Source organism: Streptomyces sp. YIM 121038 (assembly GCF_006088715.1).
GTDB lineage: Bacteria > Actinomycetota > Actinomycetes > Streptomycetales > Streptomycetaceae > Streptomyces.
In genome coordinates this window covers 6,633,588-6,649,245 of the sequence record NZ_CP030771.1, presented here as the reverse complement: position 1 = coordinate 6,649,245, position 15,658 = coordinate 6,633,588, and the positions used below count along the sequence as shown (strand labels likewise).

The following is a 15,658-nucleotide window of genomic DNA, read 5'->3' as shown; positions in this document are numbered from 1 at the left end:
GCTTCGGATCGTTCGCCCATAGGCCGTGCATCGCCCGTCGCCCCCCTCGCAGTCTCGGTACTCGATCCCCGGCGCCGAACGGTGCACGGCGCAGCCCCTGTCGGGACGATACACCAGCCTCGTCACTCAGGGACAGGTCTGCTCTACGCTGCGTGACTACACTCGTCAATATGGACACGCGGCGCACACGAGTGAGTGCGGAGCGTGCACAGAAGGCGCAACGCCGGTTCCAGGCGGTCACGGTGCGCCGGATATCGACCGATCCTGACCGACTTGTGAAGCCGCCGCAGGCCGGAGGGCCGCGCTCCGAAGCCCTGAATATTGGGATTGCGACGGGTTACGACACCCTTGGGCTCACGAGGTCATTGGGGTCACGAGGTCGTCAGAACGACGTGGGACAGCGGCTCCCCGGTGACGTACCGCCGCAGCTGGGCGGTCAACAGGCGCCGGGCGCGCGGCGCGAACGCGGACGACGAACCGCCCACGTGCGGGCTGATCAGCACCCCCGGGCTCCGCCACAGCGGGTGACCGGCGGGCAGCGGCTCGGGGTCGGTGACGTCCAGGGCCGCGGTGAGACGGCCGCTCTCCAGCTCGGGGAGCAGGGCCTTGGTGTCGACCACCGGGCCGCGGGCCACGTTCACGAGCAGCGCGCCGTCCTTCATCCGCGCCAGGAAGTCGGCGTCCACCAGGCCGCGGGTGGCCTCCGTGAGGGGCGTGGACAGCACCACGACGTCCGCTTCGGGAAGCAGTCGGGGCAATTCGCCGAGCGAGTGCACCACACCGCGCGCCGTGGTGCGCTCGGTGCGCGCGACGCGCGCCACCCGCGCGCATTCAAACGGCGCGAGCCGGTCCTCGATCGCGGAGCCGATCGACCCGTACCCGACGACGAGGACGGACTTGTCGGCGAGCGCCGGATAGAACCCCGAGTGCCACTCCTGTGTCCGCTGTCCCTCCACGAACCGCGGAACACCCCGCAGGGAGGCGAGGATCAGGGTCAGCGCGAGCTCCGCGGTGCTGGCCTCGTGCACGCCGCGCGCGTTGCACAGCTGTACGCCGGGCCGCAGGAACCTCAGACCGGGCTCCAGGGCGTCGATGCCCGCCGTCAGCGTCTGCACGACCCGAAGCGACGCCATGGCGGCCATCGGGGGCACCACGATGTCGGTGCTCTTCATGTACGGCACTACGTAGAACGCGCAGTCGGCCGGATCGGCGGGGTAGTCCGGACCGCCGTCCCAGTAGCGGTACGTCAGACCCGCCTCGGACGCGGCGGGCAGACCCTCGACGTCGGTCTCTTCGAACGGCAGCCATACGTCAGTTGTCATGGTCAGGAGGCTAATGCGAACAGGGCGCACGCCGCGTGCCGGGACGCAGAGGTTACGTTTGGTGCCGCCCAGACGGAAGATCGCAGACAGTCGAGGGATCGCGGGACAGCGGGAGGGTTCGACCAGGTGGAGCGCAGGACGATCGGCGCCGGGGCGCTCGGGGTGGGCGCCGTCGGACTCGGCTGCATGCCGATGAGCTGGGCGTACTCCGGCTCGCGACAGCGCGGTGACGCCTCGATGCGGACCGTGCACGCGGCGCTCGACCACGGCACGACGCTCCTCGACACCGCGGACATGTACGGCCCGTTCACCAACGAACTGCTCGTCGGCCGGGTGCTCAGGGAGCGGCGCGGCGAGGCCTTCGTGTCGACGAAGTGCGGGCTGCTCGTGGGCGATCAGCACATCGTCGCCAACGGCCGCCCCGGCTATGTGAAGCGCGCCTGCGACGCGTCGCTGCGGCGGCTCCAGACCGACACCATCGACCTCTACCAGCTGCATCGCGCCGACCCCGAGGTGCCGATCGAGGAGACCTGGGGCGCGCTGGCCGACCTGGTCACGGCCGGAAAGGTGCGGGCGCTCGGCCTGTGCGCGGTCGGGGCGCGGGCCCGGCGGCGGTCCGGCGCCGGGATGCACGACACCACGATCCGCCAGCTCGAACGGGTCCAGCAGGTCTTCCCGGTGACCGCGGTGGAGGCCGAGCTGTCGCTGTGGTCGCCGGAGGCCCTCGACGCGCTGCTCCCGTGGTGCGCGGCGCGGGGCGTGGGCTTCCTGGCCGCGATGCCGCTGGGCAACGGCTTCCTCACGGGCACGCTGACGCCGGGTCAGGGCTTCGAGCGGGACGACCTGCGCGCCCGGCACCCGCGCTTCACCGCCGAGATGATGGCCGCCAACCAGCCCCTGGTCGTGGGCCTGCGCCGGGTCGCGGCCCGCCACGGCGCGACGCCCGCGCAGGCGGCCCTCGCCTGGGTCCTCGCGCAGGGCGCCCAGGTGGTGCCGATACCCGGTGCGAAACGGGACCGCTGGGCGCGGGAGAACGCGGGGGCGGCGGGGCTCCGCCTCTCCCCCCAGGACCTGGCCGACCTGGCGGCCTTGCCCGCCGCGCAGGGGTCGTGGGACTGACTGCAGAGCCCTGCCGGGGGCTCCCCGAGCCCGCCCCTTCCCGATCCGGGGGCTCCGCCCCCGCACCCCCGTTCATCGGCGCTCCGCGCCTCGTCCTCAAACCCCGGACGAGCTGGAAGTCTCCGGTGCGGGCCGCGGACGAGAACCGGTCCGCACCGGCAACCATCCAGCCCGTCCGGCGTTTGAGGACGAGCGCGCCGGCGCGATGAAGGGCGGGGTGCCAGGGGCGCCAGCCCCCGGATCGGGAAGGGGCGGGCTTGGGGAGGTCCCGGCAGGGGCGGGGAACGCGTGGGGCTCCGGCGGTGTATGAACAGGAGAAGCGCCGCGCCGAAGGGATCCCACCGTGCCGAGTCCTCAACGTTTCGCCGTGACAGCCACCTTGGCCACCACCCTCCTCCTGGCCACCGCATGCTCGTCGGACGACGACGGCACCCCGGACGGCGGCAAGCGCACCGACCCCGGCGCCTCCCGGTCGCACGACGGCGCGACACCACCCCCCGAGGAAGGCTCGGCCAAGGTCACCAAGACCTTGGCCACGGGCCTGAAGTCACCGTGGGGGCTCGCCGCGCTCCCCGGCGGCGACCTGCTCGTGTCGTCGCGGGACGAGGGCACGATCACCCATGTCGACGGCACCTCCGGCAAGAAGACCGAGGTGGGCACGGTGCCCGGGGTGGACCCCGGCGGCGAGGGCGGCCTGATGGGCCTCGCCCTGTCCCCGACGTACGCCTCGGACCACTTCGTGTACGCGTACTTCACGACGGCCTCCGACAACCGCGTGGCCCGGATGCTGTACGACGAGGCCAAGCCCTCCGGCCAGCGCCTGGGAGCCCCCGACACGATCTTCAAGGGCATCCCCAAGGGCATGATCCACAACGGCGGCCGGATCGCCTTCGGCCCCGACAAGCTGTTGTACGTGGGCACGGGAGAGACGGGCGACACCGGTCTCGCCCAGGACAAGAAGTCCCTCGGCGGCAAGATCCTCCGCCTGACCCCGGAGGGCGAGCCGGCCCCGGGCAACCCCTTCGGGAACTCCCCGGTGTTCTCGTACGGCCACCGGAACGTGCAGGGTCTCGCCTGGGACGAACACAAGCGCCTGTGGGCCTCGGAGTTCGGCCAGGACACCTGGGACGAGCTGAACGAGATCAAGGCGGGGGACAACTACGGCTGGCCCGAGGTGGAGGGCAAGGGCGACGAGGACGACGAAGGCGCCGAGGGATTCCACGCCCCGGTGGCCCAGTGGAAGACGTCCGAGGCCTCCCCCAGCGGCGTCGCCTGTGCCGAGGGCTCGGTCTGGATGGCGGGCCTGCGCGGCCAGCGGCTGTGGCGCGTCCCGGTGCGCGGGGTGGACGGCGAGCCGAAGACCCAGGCGTTCCTCACCGAGGAGCACGGCAGACTGCGCACGGTGCTCGCCGCGGGCGGCGACAAGCTCTGGCTGGTGACGAGCGAGACGGATTCCCGGGGCACCCCGGAGAAGGGGGACGACAAGATCCTGGAGGTGCGGGTGAAGTAGCGGGGGAACGCGCGGCCGGGGCCGGAGCCGCACCCGAGCGGCAAGCGGAGCCGGGGCCGGAGCCGGAGCTGAGCCGGAACCGAGCCGGAGCCGGGCTCAGGCGTCCGAGGCCGGGGCCGGGCTCAGGTGGCGGGCGGGGTCTCGTCCGGGGCCGGGGCGGGAGCCGGGGCCGGGGCGGGAGCCGGGGCCGGGGCGGGAGCCGGGGCCGGGGCGGGAGCCGGGGCCGGGGCGGGAGCCGGGGCCGGGGCGGGAGCCGGGGCCGGGGCGGGAGCCGGGGCCGGGGCGGGAGCCGGGGCCGGGTTGTCGGAGGCCGAGTGGGGCTCCTCCGCGGCCTGGTGGGGCACGCGGACGACCACCTTGCCGGAGGACAGGTCTATGGGCCCCCGGCCCGGATCCCCGTCGTCCACGTCGACGCGCGACAGCTCGAGCCGCTTCTTCTCGTCGTCGGTGTGCTTGCGCCCGGGAGCGAAGAGCTGCTCGAACACGTTGAACACGGTGCCTCCCGAAGGCTGACGGCGGTCCTGTTCCCCAGGGTAAGCGAGCGCCCGGGAAGCGGGCCGGGGCCGGTCACCCGGCGGCCACGGGCTCCTCGTCCGCGGTGAAGAGGCGGAGCCGGTGCGCGAGGGCCGCCGCCTCGCCGCGGCCCGCGACGCCCAGCTTGGCGAGGATGTTGGAGACGTGGACGCTCGCCGTCTTCGGGGAGATGAAGAGCTCCTCGGCGATCTGGCGGTTGCTGCGGCCCGCGGCGACCAGGCGGAGCACGCCGCGCTCGCGGGTGGTCAGACCGAGCTCCTCGGCGGGGTCGGCCGGGGTGGTGGCCGCCGTCCCGGTCAGGGAGAGCCGGGCCCGCTGGGCGAGGTGCGCGACGGCCTCGACGAGGGGGCGGGCGCTGAGGTGCTCGGCCACCGCGGCCGCCTGCCGCAGCAGCTCGGCGGCCCTCTCCCGGTCGGTGTCGCCGGTGGCGGAGGTCCTGCCGCCCGGGGCCCCGGACGTGAGCAGCGCCTCCGCGAGACGGTGGCGGACGCGGGCGAGGTCGTAGGGCCGCTCCAGCGGGGCGATCGCGGTGAGGACCTCCAGCCAGTCGTCGGCGCTCGCACGGCCCTCGGCGCGCAGGAGCTCGGCGCGGACCCAGCGTTCGTACGCCTGCCAGACCGGCACGCGGGCGGCCAGGGACTTCATGGTGGTGCGGATCAGGTCCAGGTGCTCGTCGCGGCCCGGCGCGGCGATCGCGAGGCCGCGGGCGTCCGCCTCGGCGGTGGCGGCGGCGAGGAGCAGCGGCCAGCCGTACCGCTGGGTGCCGGGCGGCAGGCCGTCGCCGGCGGCCTGGAGGAGCTCGGCGCGCGCGTCGAGGATGCGGCCCTCGCCCGCGGCGATGCCGAGGGCGATGCGGGCCAGGGGCAGGGTGTTCTGCGGTATGGAGTCGTGCGTGCCGAAGTGCCGGCGGGCCTCGGCGTGCTGGTGGGCGGCCTCGGCCATGTCGCCGCGGGCGAGCGCGAAGTGGGCGAGGCGCACACCGGCGCCGCCGCGCGGCTTGGCGCTCAGGACGGCGCGGCTCGCCGAGTCGACGGCGTCGTCCCAGCGGCCGAGCGAGTAGAGGGACTCGGAGCGGTTCGCCCACATCCAGGCCTCGGACTCGCGCAGGCCGTACCGCTGCGCGTGCTTGATGCCCTCGTCGAGGAGGGCGAGGGACTCGCGGTGGCGGCCGATGCCTTCGAGGACGGAGGGCAGGTTGATGTAGCAGCGGCAGAGCACACCGACGATCTCCTCGGCGGTGACCCGGTCCCTGACGGCGTACATCTCGGTGAGCCCGGCGTCGATGTCGCCGGTGTCGACGATCAGGCCGCCCAGGGTGAGCCGGGCGTTCAGCTCGATCTCGTGGGCGCCGACCATGCGGGCGTACTCGACGGCCCGCTCGGCGGCGGCGAGGCTGTCGGGGCCCGGCTGGTGCAGCATCTGCCAGCCCGCGACCAGGGCGAACACCTCGGCGTGCACCTCCGACGGCGGGTGGCCGCTGAGGAGTTCCTGCGCGGTGGCGAGTTCCTTCCAGCCGTCGCCGCGGGCGAGGCTCTGCACCAGACGGGAGCGCTGCACCCAGAACCAGGCGGAGCGCAGGTTGTCCTGCTCCTCCTCCAGGAGGCGCAGGGCGCGCTTGGTGATCTTCAGGGCGCGTTCGCGTTCGCCGCACAGGCGGCCCGCGACGGCCGCCTCGGCCATCAGGTCCAGGTAGCGCAGCGGCATGGCGGCGGGGTCGCAGCCGCAGGGCGGGTAGACCTCGGTGTAGTCGACGGGGCGCAGCAGCGCGCGCACGTCGTCGGGGGTCGCGTCCCACAGGTCCATCGCGCGCTCCAGGAGGCGCAGTTGCTCGGCGTAGGCGTGCCGGCGGCGGGCCTCGACGGAGGCGTTGAGGACGGCGGGCAGCGCCTTCGCGGCGTCGTGGGCGTGGTACCAGTAGCTGGCGAGGCGGGTGGTGCGCTGGTCGGCGGCGACCAGGGCGGGGTCGGCCTCCAGGGCGGTGGCGAAGCGGCGGTTGATGCGGGAGCGCTCGCCGGGCAGCAGGTCGTCGCCGACGGCCTCGCGCACCAGGGAGTGCCGGAAGCGGTAGCCGTCGCCGCCGGGCGAGGCGAGCAGGATGTTGGCGCCGACGGCGGCCCGCAGCGCGTCGATCAGGTCGTCCTCGGTGAGGTCGGCGACCGCGGCGAGGAGGTCGTACTCGACGGTCGAGCCGCCCTCGGCGACGATCCGCGCCACCTTCTGGGCGTCGTCGGGCAGGTCCTCGACGCGGACGAGGAGCAGGTCGCGCAGCGAGTCGGTGAGGGCGGCGCAGGTGCCGCCGTGGGAGGCGACGGCGAGTTCCTCGACGAAGAAGGCGTTGCCGTCGGAGCGCTCGAAGACGTCGTCGACCAGCTTGGGGGTGGGCTCGGCGGCGAGGATCCCGGCCATCTGGCGGGCCACTTCGTCCCGGCTGAAGCGGGCGAGTTCGACGCGGCGGACCGTGCGCAGGCGGTCCAGCTCGGCGAGCAGCGGGCGCAGCGGGTGCCGGCGGTGGATGTCGTCGGCGCGGTAGCTGGCGAGGACGACGAGGTGGCCGCTGCGCAGCGTGCGGAACAGATACGAGAGCAGATGGCGGGTGGAGGCGTCCGCCCAGTGCAGGTCCTCAAGGACCAGGACGACGGTCCGGTCGGCGGCCACGTGCTCCAGGAGGCGGGCGGTGAGCTCGAAGAGCCGCGCCATGGCCTCCTCGCCCGCCCTGCCGCCGGAGGACTGCGGGCCCTTGGCCCCTTCGCACAACTCCGGGAGCAGCCGCGCCAGTTCCTCCTCCTGGCCCGCGGCGGCGGCAGCGAACTCGGCGGGCAGCTGCTCGCGCACGATGCGCAGGGCGGCGGAGAAGGGGGCGAAGGGCAGTCCGTCGGCGCCGATCTCCACACAGCCGCCGACCGCCACGAGCGCGCCCGCGGCGACGGCCGCGGCCTCGAACTCCTCCAGGAGCCGGGTCTTGCCGACGCCCGCCTCGCCACCGAGCAGCAGCGCCTGCGGCTCGCCCGTGGCGGGTTCGGCGGCACGGGCGAGCGCGTCGTTCAGTACGCGCAGTTCATCGGCTCGACCGACGAAGACGGGGCTGACGGACTTGGTCTCCACAGCGGTGAGCATCGCACAGAGCTGCGGTTTTGTGGGAGTGGGTTTCGCTGTGCGCGACATGGGCGGGTGGGCCGGGGCCCGGTCAGGCGGCCCGGGTGAAGCGGTCGGCCTCGCGGACGGCGCCGGTGCGGTCCGCCGCGAGACGGGCCTCGGCCTCTTCCCGGCCGAGCGCCCAGCGGGGCTTCGCGGCCTTGCGCGCCTCCCGTACGAGGCGGTGGTGGGCGGCCTGGGCGGCGAGCTCGGCGGTGCGGAGCTGGTGGAGTTCGTAGTCGAACATTTTCTTTTCCCCCTGCGGAGTTGGTGTCTCGCTCTCTGCGATGACTCCACTTTCGTTTCCCAGGGGGGTCCGGCACATCGGGAAGGTTCCGCATCTTCCGGGGGCGGGGGGCCTTAGGTATGAGGAGGGGCCTTATCCCCTGCCCCGGGAGCGGCGGCAGGGGCCTAGCTCGTCGACGGCAGGCCCAGGAACAGGTCCGTGTACTTGGCCACCGCCAAGAGCAGACCGATGGCTCCGAGGGCCACGCCCGCCCAGGCCACCGACTTGATCCAGGGGGCCTGGACGCGGTCGGGGGCACCGAAGGCCGGGCGGAGCAGGGTGGCGGCGCCGACCACCAGGGCGGCAAGGGCGAACGCGCCCGCCACCAGGGCCGTCGTCTTCCAGGAGTCGCCGTAGACCTCCTCGACCTGGCGGGCCACGCTCACGCCCTGGGAGGTGTTGAGCTGGCCGATCAGGGACTCGCGGGCCGAGGCGACCGTGCCGAGCCACCCTCCGGAGAGGCCGATCAGGCCGAGCGCGGCGGCGACGAGGGCGGCCGCCCCCTGCCCGACGCCCGACGGCGCGGGGGCCGGGGCGGGTTCGTCCTCGGCGGACTCGCCCTCGGGTTCGGCGGCCGCGGCGAGCCCGTCCTCAGGCCGGCCGGCCTCGGCGAGCCCGCCCTCAGGCCCGTCGGCCTCGGTAAGGGCCTTGGACGGCTCCGGGGTCTGAGGTACCTCCTTAGGTGCCTCGTCCGTCGCTTCCGTCTCGTCCACACTCTTCGTTCCCATGCTCCGCACCGTACGGACGGAGTCTGAGAAGCCCCTTAACGCGCGGCGCGGGCGGCCCGCCACTCGGGCGCGAGCACCGACCAGACCTCCATGTCGTGGCGGATGCCCTGCCAGGGGAAGCTCTCCCGCAGCACGCCGTCGCGGATCAGGCCGAGCCGTTTGGCCACGGCCTTGCTGGGGTCGTTGCGGGAGGAGACGAGCCACTCCACGCGGTGGATGCCGCGCTGGTCGACGGCCCAGTCGATGAGGACGCGGGCGGCGGCGGTGACGAGGCCGCGGCCGGTGGCGGAGGGTTCGAGCCAGACGCCGACCTCGCAGGAGTCGGTCTCGGCGTCGAAGATCCGGAAGAAGACACCGCCGACGAGCGTGCCGTCCAGCCAGACGCCGTACATCCGGCCGGTGTCCGCGGCCTGCTTGTCCGCGTACCGCTGGAGGACCGCGCGGGCGGACTCCAGGTCGGTGACCTTGGCGGTCATCGGCACCCAGGGACTGGCGAACTCCCGTGCCCGGTCGATGTGTTCCAGGAACTCCTCGGCGTTCCACGGCTCCAGGGGCCGCAGTTCGGCCCCCTCCCCCACGGGTATGGCGAACATCCGGATCTCCCTCGGCGGTGCTGCGGCTAGCGCTTCTCCAGCGGTGCGTACGCGATCTCTTCGCGCTCGCGGTGTCCGGGGATCCTCGCACGTGTCCGGCGCTCGGGCACCTCAATACTGATCCGCGGCAGCCAGCGGTCCAGGCGGCGCGGCAGCCACCAGTTGGCCCCGCCGAGCAGGTGCATGAGGGCGGGCACGAGCAGCGTGCGCAGCACGAACGCGTCGAGCGCGACGGCCGCCGCCAGGGCGATGCCGAACATCGCGATCACCCGGTCCCCGCTGAGCACGAAGGCGAGGAACACCGAGATCATGATGACGGCCGCGGAGTTGATGACGCGGCTGGTCTCGGCGAGGCCGACGCGGACGGCCACGCGGTTGTCGCCGGTCTCCAGCCACTCCTCGTACATCCGGCTGACCAGGAAGACCTGGTAGTCCATGGAGAGGCCGAAGAGGACCGAGACCATGATGACGGGCAGGAAGGGCTCGATGGGGCCCGCGCGTCCCAGGCCCATCAGTTCGCTGCCCCAGCCCCACTGGAAGACCGCGACCACGACGCCGAAGGCGGCCGCGACCGCCGCGACGTTCATGACCGCGGCCTTCAGCGGTATGCCGACCGAGCGGAAGGCGAGGAGCAGCAGGACGCAGCCCAGGCCGATGACGACGCCCACGAACAGCGGCAGCTTGCCGACGATGATCTCCGCGAAGTCGTCGTAGCCCGCCGTGACGCCGCCGACGTGGAGGTCGAGGGAGGTGCCGCTCTCGGCGCGCGGCAGGACCTCGCCGCGGAGCCGGTCGACGAGGTCGCTGGTGGCCTTCGACTGGGGCGCGGAGTCCGGTACGACGGTGAGGAAGGCCGCGCCGCCGCCGTCGGCGTAGGTCACGGGGCTCACGGAGGCGACGCCCGGGGTGGACTCCAGGGTCGCGCCGAGGTTGTCGAGGGCGAGCCGGTCGGGGGCGCCGCGGACGTCCGTGACGAGGGTGAGCGGGCCGTTCACGCCGGGGCCGAAGCCGTCGGCGAGCAGGTCGTAGGCCTGCCGCGTGGTGGCCGTCGCGGGGTTGTTGCCCTGGTCGGAGGTGCCGAGGCGGAGCGAGAGCGTCGGCACGGCGAGCACCGCGATCACCACGACCGCGAGGGCGCCGAGCGCCTTGGGGTGGCGCTCCACGAACGCCGACCAGCGGGCGGCGAGCCCGGTGGGCACCTCCGGCTCGGGCCCGCGCTCGGCGAGCCTGCGCCGCTCGCGGCGGCTGAGGGCGCGCGGCCCTATGAACGAGAGCAGCGCGGGCAGCAGCGTCACGGACGCGGCGACCGTGAGGACGACGGTCAGGGAGGCGGCGATGGCGACGCCGTTGAGGAAGCTCAGGCGCAGGATCAGCATGCCGAGCAGCGCGATGCAGACGGTGGCGCCCGCGAAGACGACGGCGCGGCCGGTGGTGGCGACGGCCCGCTCGGCGGCCTCGGCGACCGGCAGGCCGCGTTTGAGGCCCTTGCGGTGGCGCGTGACGATGAACAGGGCGTAGTCGATGCCGACGCCGAGGCCGATCAGGGTGCCGAGCATGGGCGCGAAGTCGGCGACCGTCATGACGTGGCCGAGCAGCACTATGCCCGCGTACGCCGTGCCGACGGAGACGACGGCCGTGGCGATGGGCAGGGCCGAGGCGGCGAGCGAGCCGAAGGCGAGGAACAGCACGACGGCGGCGACGGCCACACCGACGATCTCGGCGGTCTTGGCGCTCTTGGTCTCCGTGAGGCCGACGGCGCCGCCGCCGAGGGCCACGTCCAGGCCCTTGGTCGCGGCGGCCCCGGCGGTCTCGACGACGGCGCGCGCCTCGCCGGGGGCGACGGATTCGAGCTGGTCACGGAAGGTGACCGTGGCGTACGCGGTGTGGCCGTCCGCGCTGATCTGGGTGGCGCCGCGCTCGGTGTAGGGGCTGGTGACGGAGGCCACGCCCGGCAGCTCGGCGATCTCGTCGAGCGTCGCGGTCATCGTCTGCTCGACGGCGGCGGCCCGCACGGACTGGTCCCCGCCGGTGTGCCAGACGACGGTGTTGCTGTCGCCGCCGAGGCTCGGGAAGCCGTCCTTGAGGAGCTGGCTCGCACGGTTGGACTCGGTGCCGGGCACCTCGTAGTCGTTGGAGTACGCCGATCCGACGACGGCGGCAGCGGTCGCGGTGGAGCCGAGTGCGAGGAGCCAGAGCAGTACGGCGACGAGGCGGTGCTGGACGCACCACCGGGCGAGTGCTGCCACGGACTGGCTCCCTGAGTGACTCGTGGATCCTCGTCGGGACAGCCGGGAAGCGTCGCAATTGACCCGAAAAGAACACGCCTACTGCTTGAAGTACTACATGATCGGCATGGCCAGATAAAGATCATGTGGCCGCTTGTGCGGCGACATGACCGGGATGGGCCATGCGGGAGCCACTCTGACAGCCACCGGAGATCCTTAGTCCGTTTCGTGTCCAGCCTCACAACAGCTCAGGCGGGTCCGCCCAGGCGCCCGGCACCGCAGCCGCCACGCGGGGGCACACGGGCCACGCCCGTATGCCCCCGCACCACGCTCACCGGTCTCGCGGATCAGCCCGAGACGGTCTCGCGGATCAGCCCGAGACGCTGGCGCGGCCGTTCTCGATGTGGCCCATCAGCCGCCGCCGGAAGGCCTTGTCGCCCGCGGCCGTCACCTCGACGTCGTACCAGCCGCGCTCGTCCGACGTCCGCCAGGCGACGGTGCGGCTGCTGCCCGGCCGCACGCGCACGGTCCGGGTGCGCCGCCGGACCTCGTCCGCGTCCACGTAGCCGAGCGGCCTGACGGTGAAGACCAGCGGCTCCTCGCCCCGGTTGGCGACGGTGAGGTGCAGCTCGCGCCGGGTGATCACCGAGGAGAGGGCGGCGACGCCGTCCTTGCCGCCCGCGAACTCGCGGCGGAACCCGTTCGGCCCGGTGACCGTGAAGCGGTAGGCGTCCCCGCGCACCGGCACGGACCAGCGGCCCTCGTGCCGGACGTCCTGGTGCTGCGGTATCGGGAACTCCCCGGCGTACGGGTACAGCGCGAAGTGCGCGCTGCGCCGGCCGCCGTTGCGCAGCCGCACCGAGAGCGTGCCGTCCTTGGCGGTCCTGGCGTCGGCGTCCGGCTGGTACGGCAGCGGGCGCGCCCGGCGCACGCCCGGCTCCTGGCGGGGCATCGACTGCTGGACGGGCGGCTGGGGCTGCCAGCGGCCGCTGAACGGCGGGATCGCGCCGGGCTGCTCCACCTCCGGCTGCCGGTGGCCGCGGTCGAAGTCGAAGGCGCCGGTCAGATCGCCGGTGACCCGGCGGCGCCAGGCGCTGATGTTGGGCTCGCGCACCCCGGTCCAGCGCTCCAGGAAGCGCACCACGGAGGTGTGGTCGAAGACCTCGGAGGACACGTACCCGCCGACGCTCCAGGGCGACACGACGAGCATCGGCACACGGGCGCCGAGCCCGGTCGGCAGGCCCTGCCAGCGCTCCTCGGCGCCGTCGGGGTCGTCGGTGCCGGGCACGGGCGGCGGCACGTGGTCGAAGAAGCCGTCGTTCTCGTCGTAGTTGATGAACACGGCGGTGCGCCGCCAGACCTCCGGGTGCGAGGCGAGCGCGTCCAGGACCTTGTAGACGATGGTGGCGCTGTGGATCGGCGAGGAGACCGAAGGGTGCTCGGAGTCGACGGCGGACGGCACCAGGTAGTTGACCTTCGCCAGCTTGCCCCGGGCGACGTCCCGCGCGAAGGTCTCGGCGAGCGTGCCGGTCGGCACCCGCCTCAGGCCCCGCTCGAAGAGCGAACGCTCGCGCCTGGTCAGCGTCTTGACCCCGGCGTCGAGCGCGGCGAGCAGCCGGGTCCGCTCCGGCTCGTCCTTGGCGTCGCGGACCTTGGCGTAGAAGGCCTCCATGAAGGTGAATTCCGTCTGGGCGAGCGCCTTGCGGGCGATGGCCTTGAAGGTGGTGAAGAACTCGATCTGGTTGTCGGTGAAGTTCTCCCACTCGGTGTACGTCTGCCAGCTCACGCCCGCCTTCTCCAGGCGCTCGGCGTACGTCCCCCAGTCGTAGCCCGGGTGCCGTCCCTCGTCGTACGCGTCGTTGTCGACGGCCCGCTTGCCGGACGCCTCGAAGCCCGTCTTGCCGCTCCACAGGTGGTTGCGGTTGGGGCTGGTGGAGGTGTGGATGGACGAGTGGTAGGCGTCGCAGACCGTGAAGGTGTCGGCGAGTTCGTAGTGCAGCGGGATGTCCTGGCGCGTGTAGTACGCCATCGTGGCGGCGGTCTTGGCCGTCACCCAGCCGTCCATCCAGCCGTCGTGCCAGGCCTTGGCGCCGCCGCTCCAGGAGTGGTCGAGGGCGCCGATGTACTGGAGGTCCTTCTTCTGCGTGGCGGCGGCCTCGCGCACCGGGAACGGCAGCACGGACCGCCCGGCGCCGGGCTGCTCGAACACGCTCTTGCCGCTGGGGAGCTGGACGGCGTTGCGGTCGCCGAAGCCGCGGACGCCGCGCAGGGAGCCGAAGTAGTGGTCGAAGGAGCGGTTCTCCTGCATCAGGATGACCACGTGCTCGATGGCGTCGAGCCCGCCCTTCGGCGGCTCCTTCGCGAGCGCCTCCTGAAGGGACGGCGGCAGGAAGGACCCGACCGTGGCGGCGCCGAGCGCGCCGCCACCCACTGCCATCAACCGTCTGCGCGAAATCTCCGCTGCCACGCCCAACCTCCAGTCGACACCCAATGGTTGTCCGGTGATCCATTGGTCTGCTGAGCTGGGACGGTAGTGACTCTCGGTGGCAGGGGGAAGGCTGTTGACCAAAGTCGCGGTGAACGTCGGCGCTTTGCCGCCGTCTTCGGGCCCCGCGTACGCGAAGGGGCGCCGCACCCGGTCCGGATGCGGCGCCCCTGCCGTGCGCGGGAAGCGCGGGTGTCAGCCCTCGACGCCCAGCTTCTCCAGGATGAGCTCCTTGACGCGGGCCGCGTCGGCCTGGCCACGGGTGGCCTTCATGACCGCGCCGACCAGCGCACCGGCCGCGGCCACCTTGCCGCCGCGGATCTTGTCCGCGACGCCCGGGTTGCCCGCGATGGCCTCCTCGACGGCCGCCGTCAGGGCGCCGTCGTCCGAGACGACCTTCAGGCCGCGCTTCTCGACGACCTGGTCGGGGTCGCCCTCGCCCTTGAGCACGCCGTCGATGACCTGACGGGCCAGCTTGTCGTTCAGGTCACCGGAGGCGACGAGCTCACTCACGCGGGCCACCTGCTCCGGCGTGATGGGCAGCGCGCCGAGGTCGACGCCCTGCTCGTTCGCGTTGCGCGCGAGCTCGCCCATCCACCACTTGCGCGCCGACACGGCGTCCGCGCCCGCGTTGATGGTGGCGACGATCGGGCCGATCGCACCGGCGTTGAGGATCGACTGCATGTCGTGGGCGGAGACGCCCCACTCCTCGCGCAGCCGGTTGCGCTGGGCGAGCGGCAGCTCCGGCAGCTCGGCGCGCAGGGCCTCGACCCACTCGCGGGACGGGGCCACCGGCACCAGGTCGGGCTCGGGGAAGTAGCGGTAGTCCTCCGCCTCCTCCTTCACCCGGCCCGACGTGGTGGAGCCGTCCTCCTCGTGGAAGTGCCGGGTCTCCTGGATGATCGTGCCGCCGGAGGAGAGCACGGCCGCGTGCCGCTGGATCTCGTAGCGCGCGGCGCGCTCCACGGACCGCAGCGAGTTCACGTTCTTCGTCTCGGAGCGGGTGCCGAACTTCTCCCGGCCGTGCGGGCGCAGCGAGAGGTTCACGTCGCAGCGCATCTGGCCCTGCTCCATGCGCGCCTCGGAGACGCCGAGCGCCTTGATGAGCTCGCGCAGCTCGGCGACGTACGCCTTGGCGACCTCGGGGGCGCGCTCCCCGGCACCGACGATCGGCTTGGTGACGATCTCGATGAGCGGGATGCCCGCGCGGTTGTAGTCGAGCAGGGAGTGGGACGCGCCGTGGATGCGCCCCGTGGCGCCGCCGACGTGCGTCGACTTGCCGGTGTCCTCCTCCATGTGGGCGCGCTCGATCTCCACGCGGAAGACCTCGCCGTCCTCCAGCTGGACGTCCAGATAGCCGTTGAAGGCGATCGGCTCGTCGTACTGGGAGGTCTGGAAGTTCTTCGGCATGTCCGGATAGAAGTAGTTCTTCCGGGCGAAGCGGCACCACTCGGCGATCTCGCAGTGCAGCGCCAGACCGATCTTGATCGCGGACTCGACGCCGACGGCGTTGACCACGGGCAGCGCACCGGGCAGGCCGAGGCAGGTCGGGCAGGTCTGCGAATTGGCGTCCTGCTTGAGCTCGGTGGAGCAGCCGCAGAACATCTTCGTCTTGGTGCCGAGCTCGACGTGGACCTCGAGGCCCATGACGGGGTCGTACGACGCGAGCGCGTCCTCGTACGGCACCAGGTCGGGGGTGGTCGTGACAGTCACGGTGTTGGAAC

11 protein-coding genes are annotated in these 15,658 nt (G+C 72.9%); 2 read left to right on the top strand and 9 right to left on the bottom strand.

Annotated features, from left to right (window positions below; translation table 11 throughout):
• Positions 1 to 371: 371 nt before the first annotated feature.
• Positions 372 to 1,322, bottom strand: coding sequence for a 2-hydroxyacid dehydrogenase (locus C9F11_RS28700; protein ID WP_138961973.1), 951 nt, complete (start codon positions 1,320 to 1,322; stop codon positions 372 to 374).
• Positions 1,323 to 1,448: 126 nt separating this feature from the next.
• Here C9F11_RS28700 and C9F11_RS28695 point away from each other — a divergent pair, with 126 nt between their 5' ends.
• Together C9F11_RS28695 and C9F11_RS28690 are read left to right on the top strand one after the other, a co-directional pair.
• Positions 1,449 to 2,441 carry an aldo/keto reductase gene (locus C9F11_RS28695; RefSeq protein WP_138961972.1) on the top strand — a complete coding sequence of 331 codons (993 nt, stop codon included), beginning with the start codon at positions 1,449 to 1,451 and terminating at the stop codon, positions 2,439 to 2,441.
• Between the two features lie 367 nt (positions 2,442 to 2,808).
• Positions 2,809 to 3,951 carry a PQQ-dependent sugar dehydrogenase gene (locus C9F11_RS28690; RefSeq protein ID WP_138961971.1) on the top strand — a complete coding sequence of 381 codons (1,143 nt, stop codon included), beginning with the start codon at positions 2,809 to 2,811 and terminating at the stop codon, positions 3,949 to 3,951.
• 122 nt (positions 3,952 to 4,073) lie between these two features.
• On the opposite strand, the gene C9F11_RS28685 is transcribed toward C9F11_RS28690, so the two are convergent.
• From C9F11_RS28685 to gatB, 8 genes are all read right to left on the bottom strand, one after another.
• A complete protein-coding gene (locus C9F11_RS28685; RefSeq protein ID WP_138961970.1) occupies positions 4,074 to 4,445 on the bottom strand; it encodes a DUF6191 domain-containing protein in 372 nt (123 codons plus the stop codon).
• 73 nt (positions 4,446 to 4,518) lie between these two features.
• Positions 4,519 to 7,599, bottom strand: a complete 3,081-nt coding sequence (locus tag C9F11_RS28680) for a helix-turn-helix transcriptional regulator (protein WP_138961969.1) — start codon at positions 7,597 to 7,599, stop codon at positions 4,519 to 4,521.
• Positions 7,600 to 7,669: 70 nt separating this feature from the next.
• Entirely contained in the window at positions 7,670 to 7,864 is a 195-nt protein-coding gene (locus tag C9F11_RS28675) for a hypothetical protein (RefSeq protein WP_138961968.1), read from the bottom strand.
• A gap of 164 nt (positions 7,865 to 8,028) precedes the next feature.
• Entirely contained in the window at positions 8,029 to 8,640 is a 612-nt protein-coding gene (locus tag C9F11_RS28670; protein WP_138961967.1) for a hypothetical protein, read from the bottom strand.
• A 26-nt stretch (positions 8,641 to 8,666) separates the two neighbouring features.
• Entirely contained in the window at positions 8,667 to 9,224 is a 558-nt protein-coding gene (locus C9F11_RS28665) for a GNAT family protein (protein WP_138961966.1), read from the bottom strand.
• A gap of 26 nt (positions 9,225 to 9,250) precedes the next feature.
• Positions 9,251 to 11,470, bottom strand: coding sequence for an MMPL family transporter (locus tag C9F11_RS28660; protein ID WP_138961965.1), 2,220 nt, complete (start codon positions 11,468 to 11,470; stop codon positions 9,251 to 9,253).
• A 349-nt stretch (positions 11,471 to 11,819) separates the two neighbouring features.
• Entirely contained in the window at positions 11,820 to 13,916 is a 2,097-nt protein-coding gene (locus C9F11_RS28655) for a phospholipase C, phosphocholine-specific (protein WP_138961964.1), read from the bottom strand.
• 213 nt (positions 13,917 to 14,129) lie between these two features.
• Positions 14,130 to 15,647, bottom strand: a complete 1,518-nt coding sequence (gene gatB, locus C9F11_RS28650) for an Asp-tRNA(Asn)/Glu-tRNA(Gln) amidotransferase subunit GatB (RefSeq protein ID WP_138961963.1) — start codon at positions 15,645 to 15,647, stop codon at positions 14,130 to 14,132.
• Positions 15,648 to 15,658 lie beyond the last annotated feature (11 nt).

Excerpts from the sequence above, each read along its gene's own strand:
- C9F11_RS28680 (WP_138961969.1), bottom strand. The coding sequence starts at position 7,599 with ATGCTCACCGCTGTGGAGACCAAGTCCGTCAGCCCCGTCTTCGTCGGT.
- C9F11_RS28675 (WP_138961968.1), bottom strand. The coding sequence starts at position 7,864 with ATGTTCGACTACGAACTCCACCAGCTCCGCACCGCCGAGCTCGCCGCC.
- C9F11_RS28700 (WP_138961973.1), bottom strand. The coding sequence starts at position 1,322 with ATGACAACTGACGTATGGCTGCCGTTCGAAGAGACCGACGTCGAGGGT.
- C9F11_RS28665 (WP_138961966.1), bottom strand. The coding sequence starts at position 9,224 with ATGTTCGCCATACCCGTGGGGGAGGGGGCCGAACTGCGGCCCCTGGAG.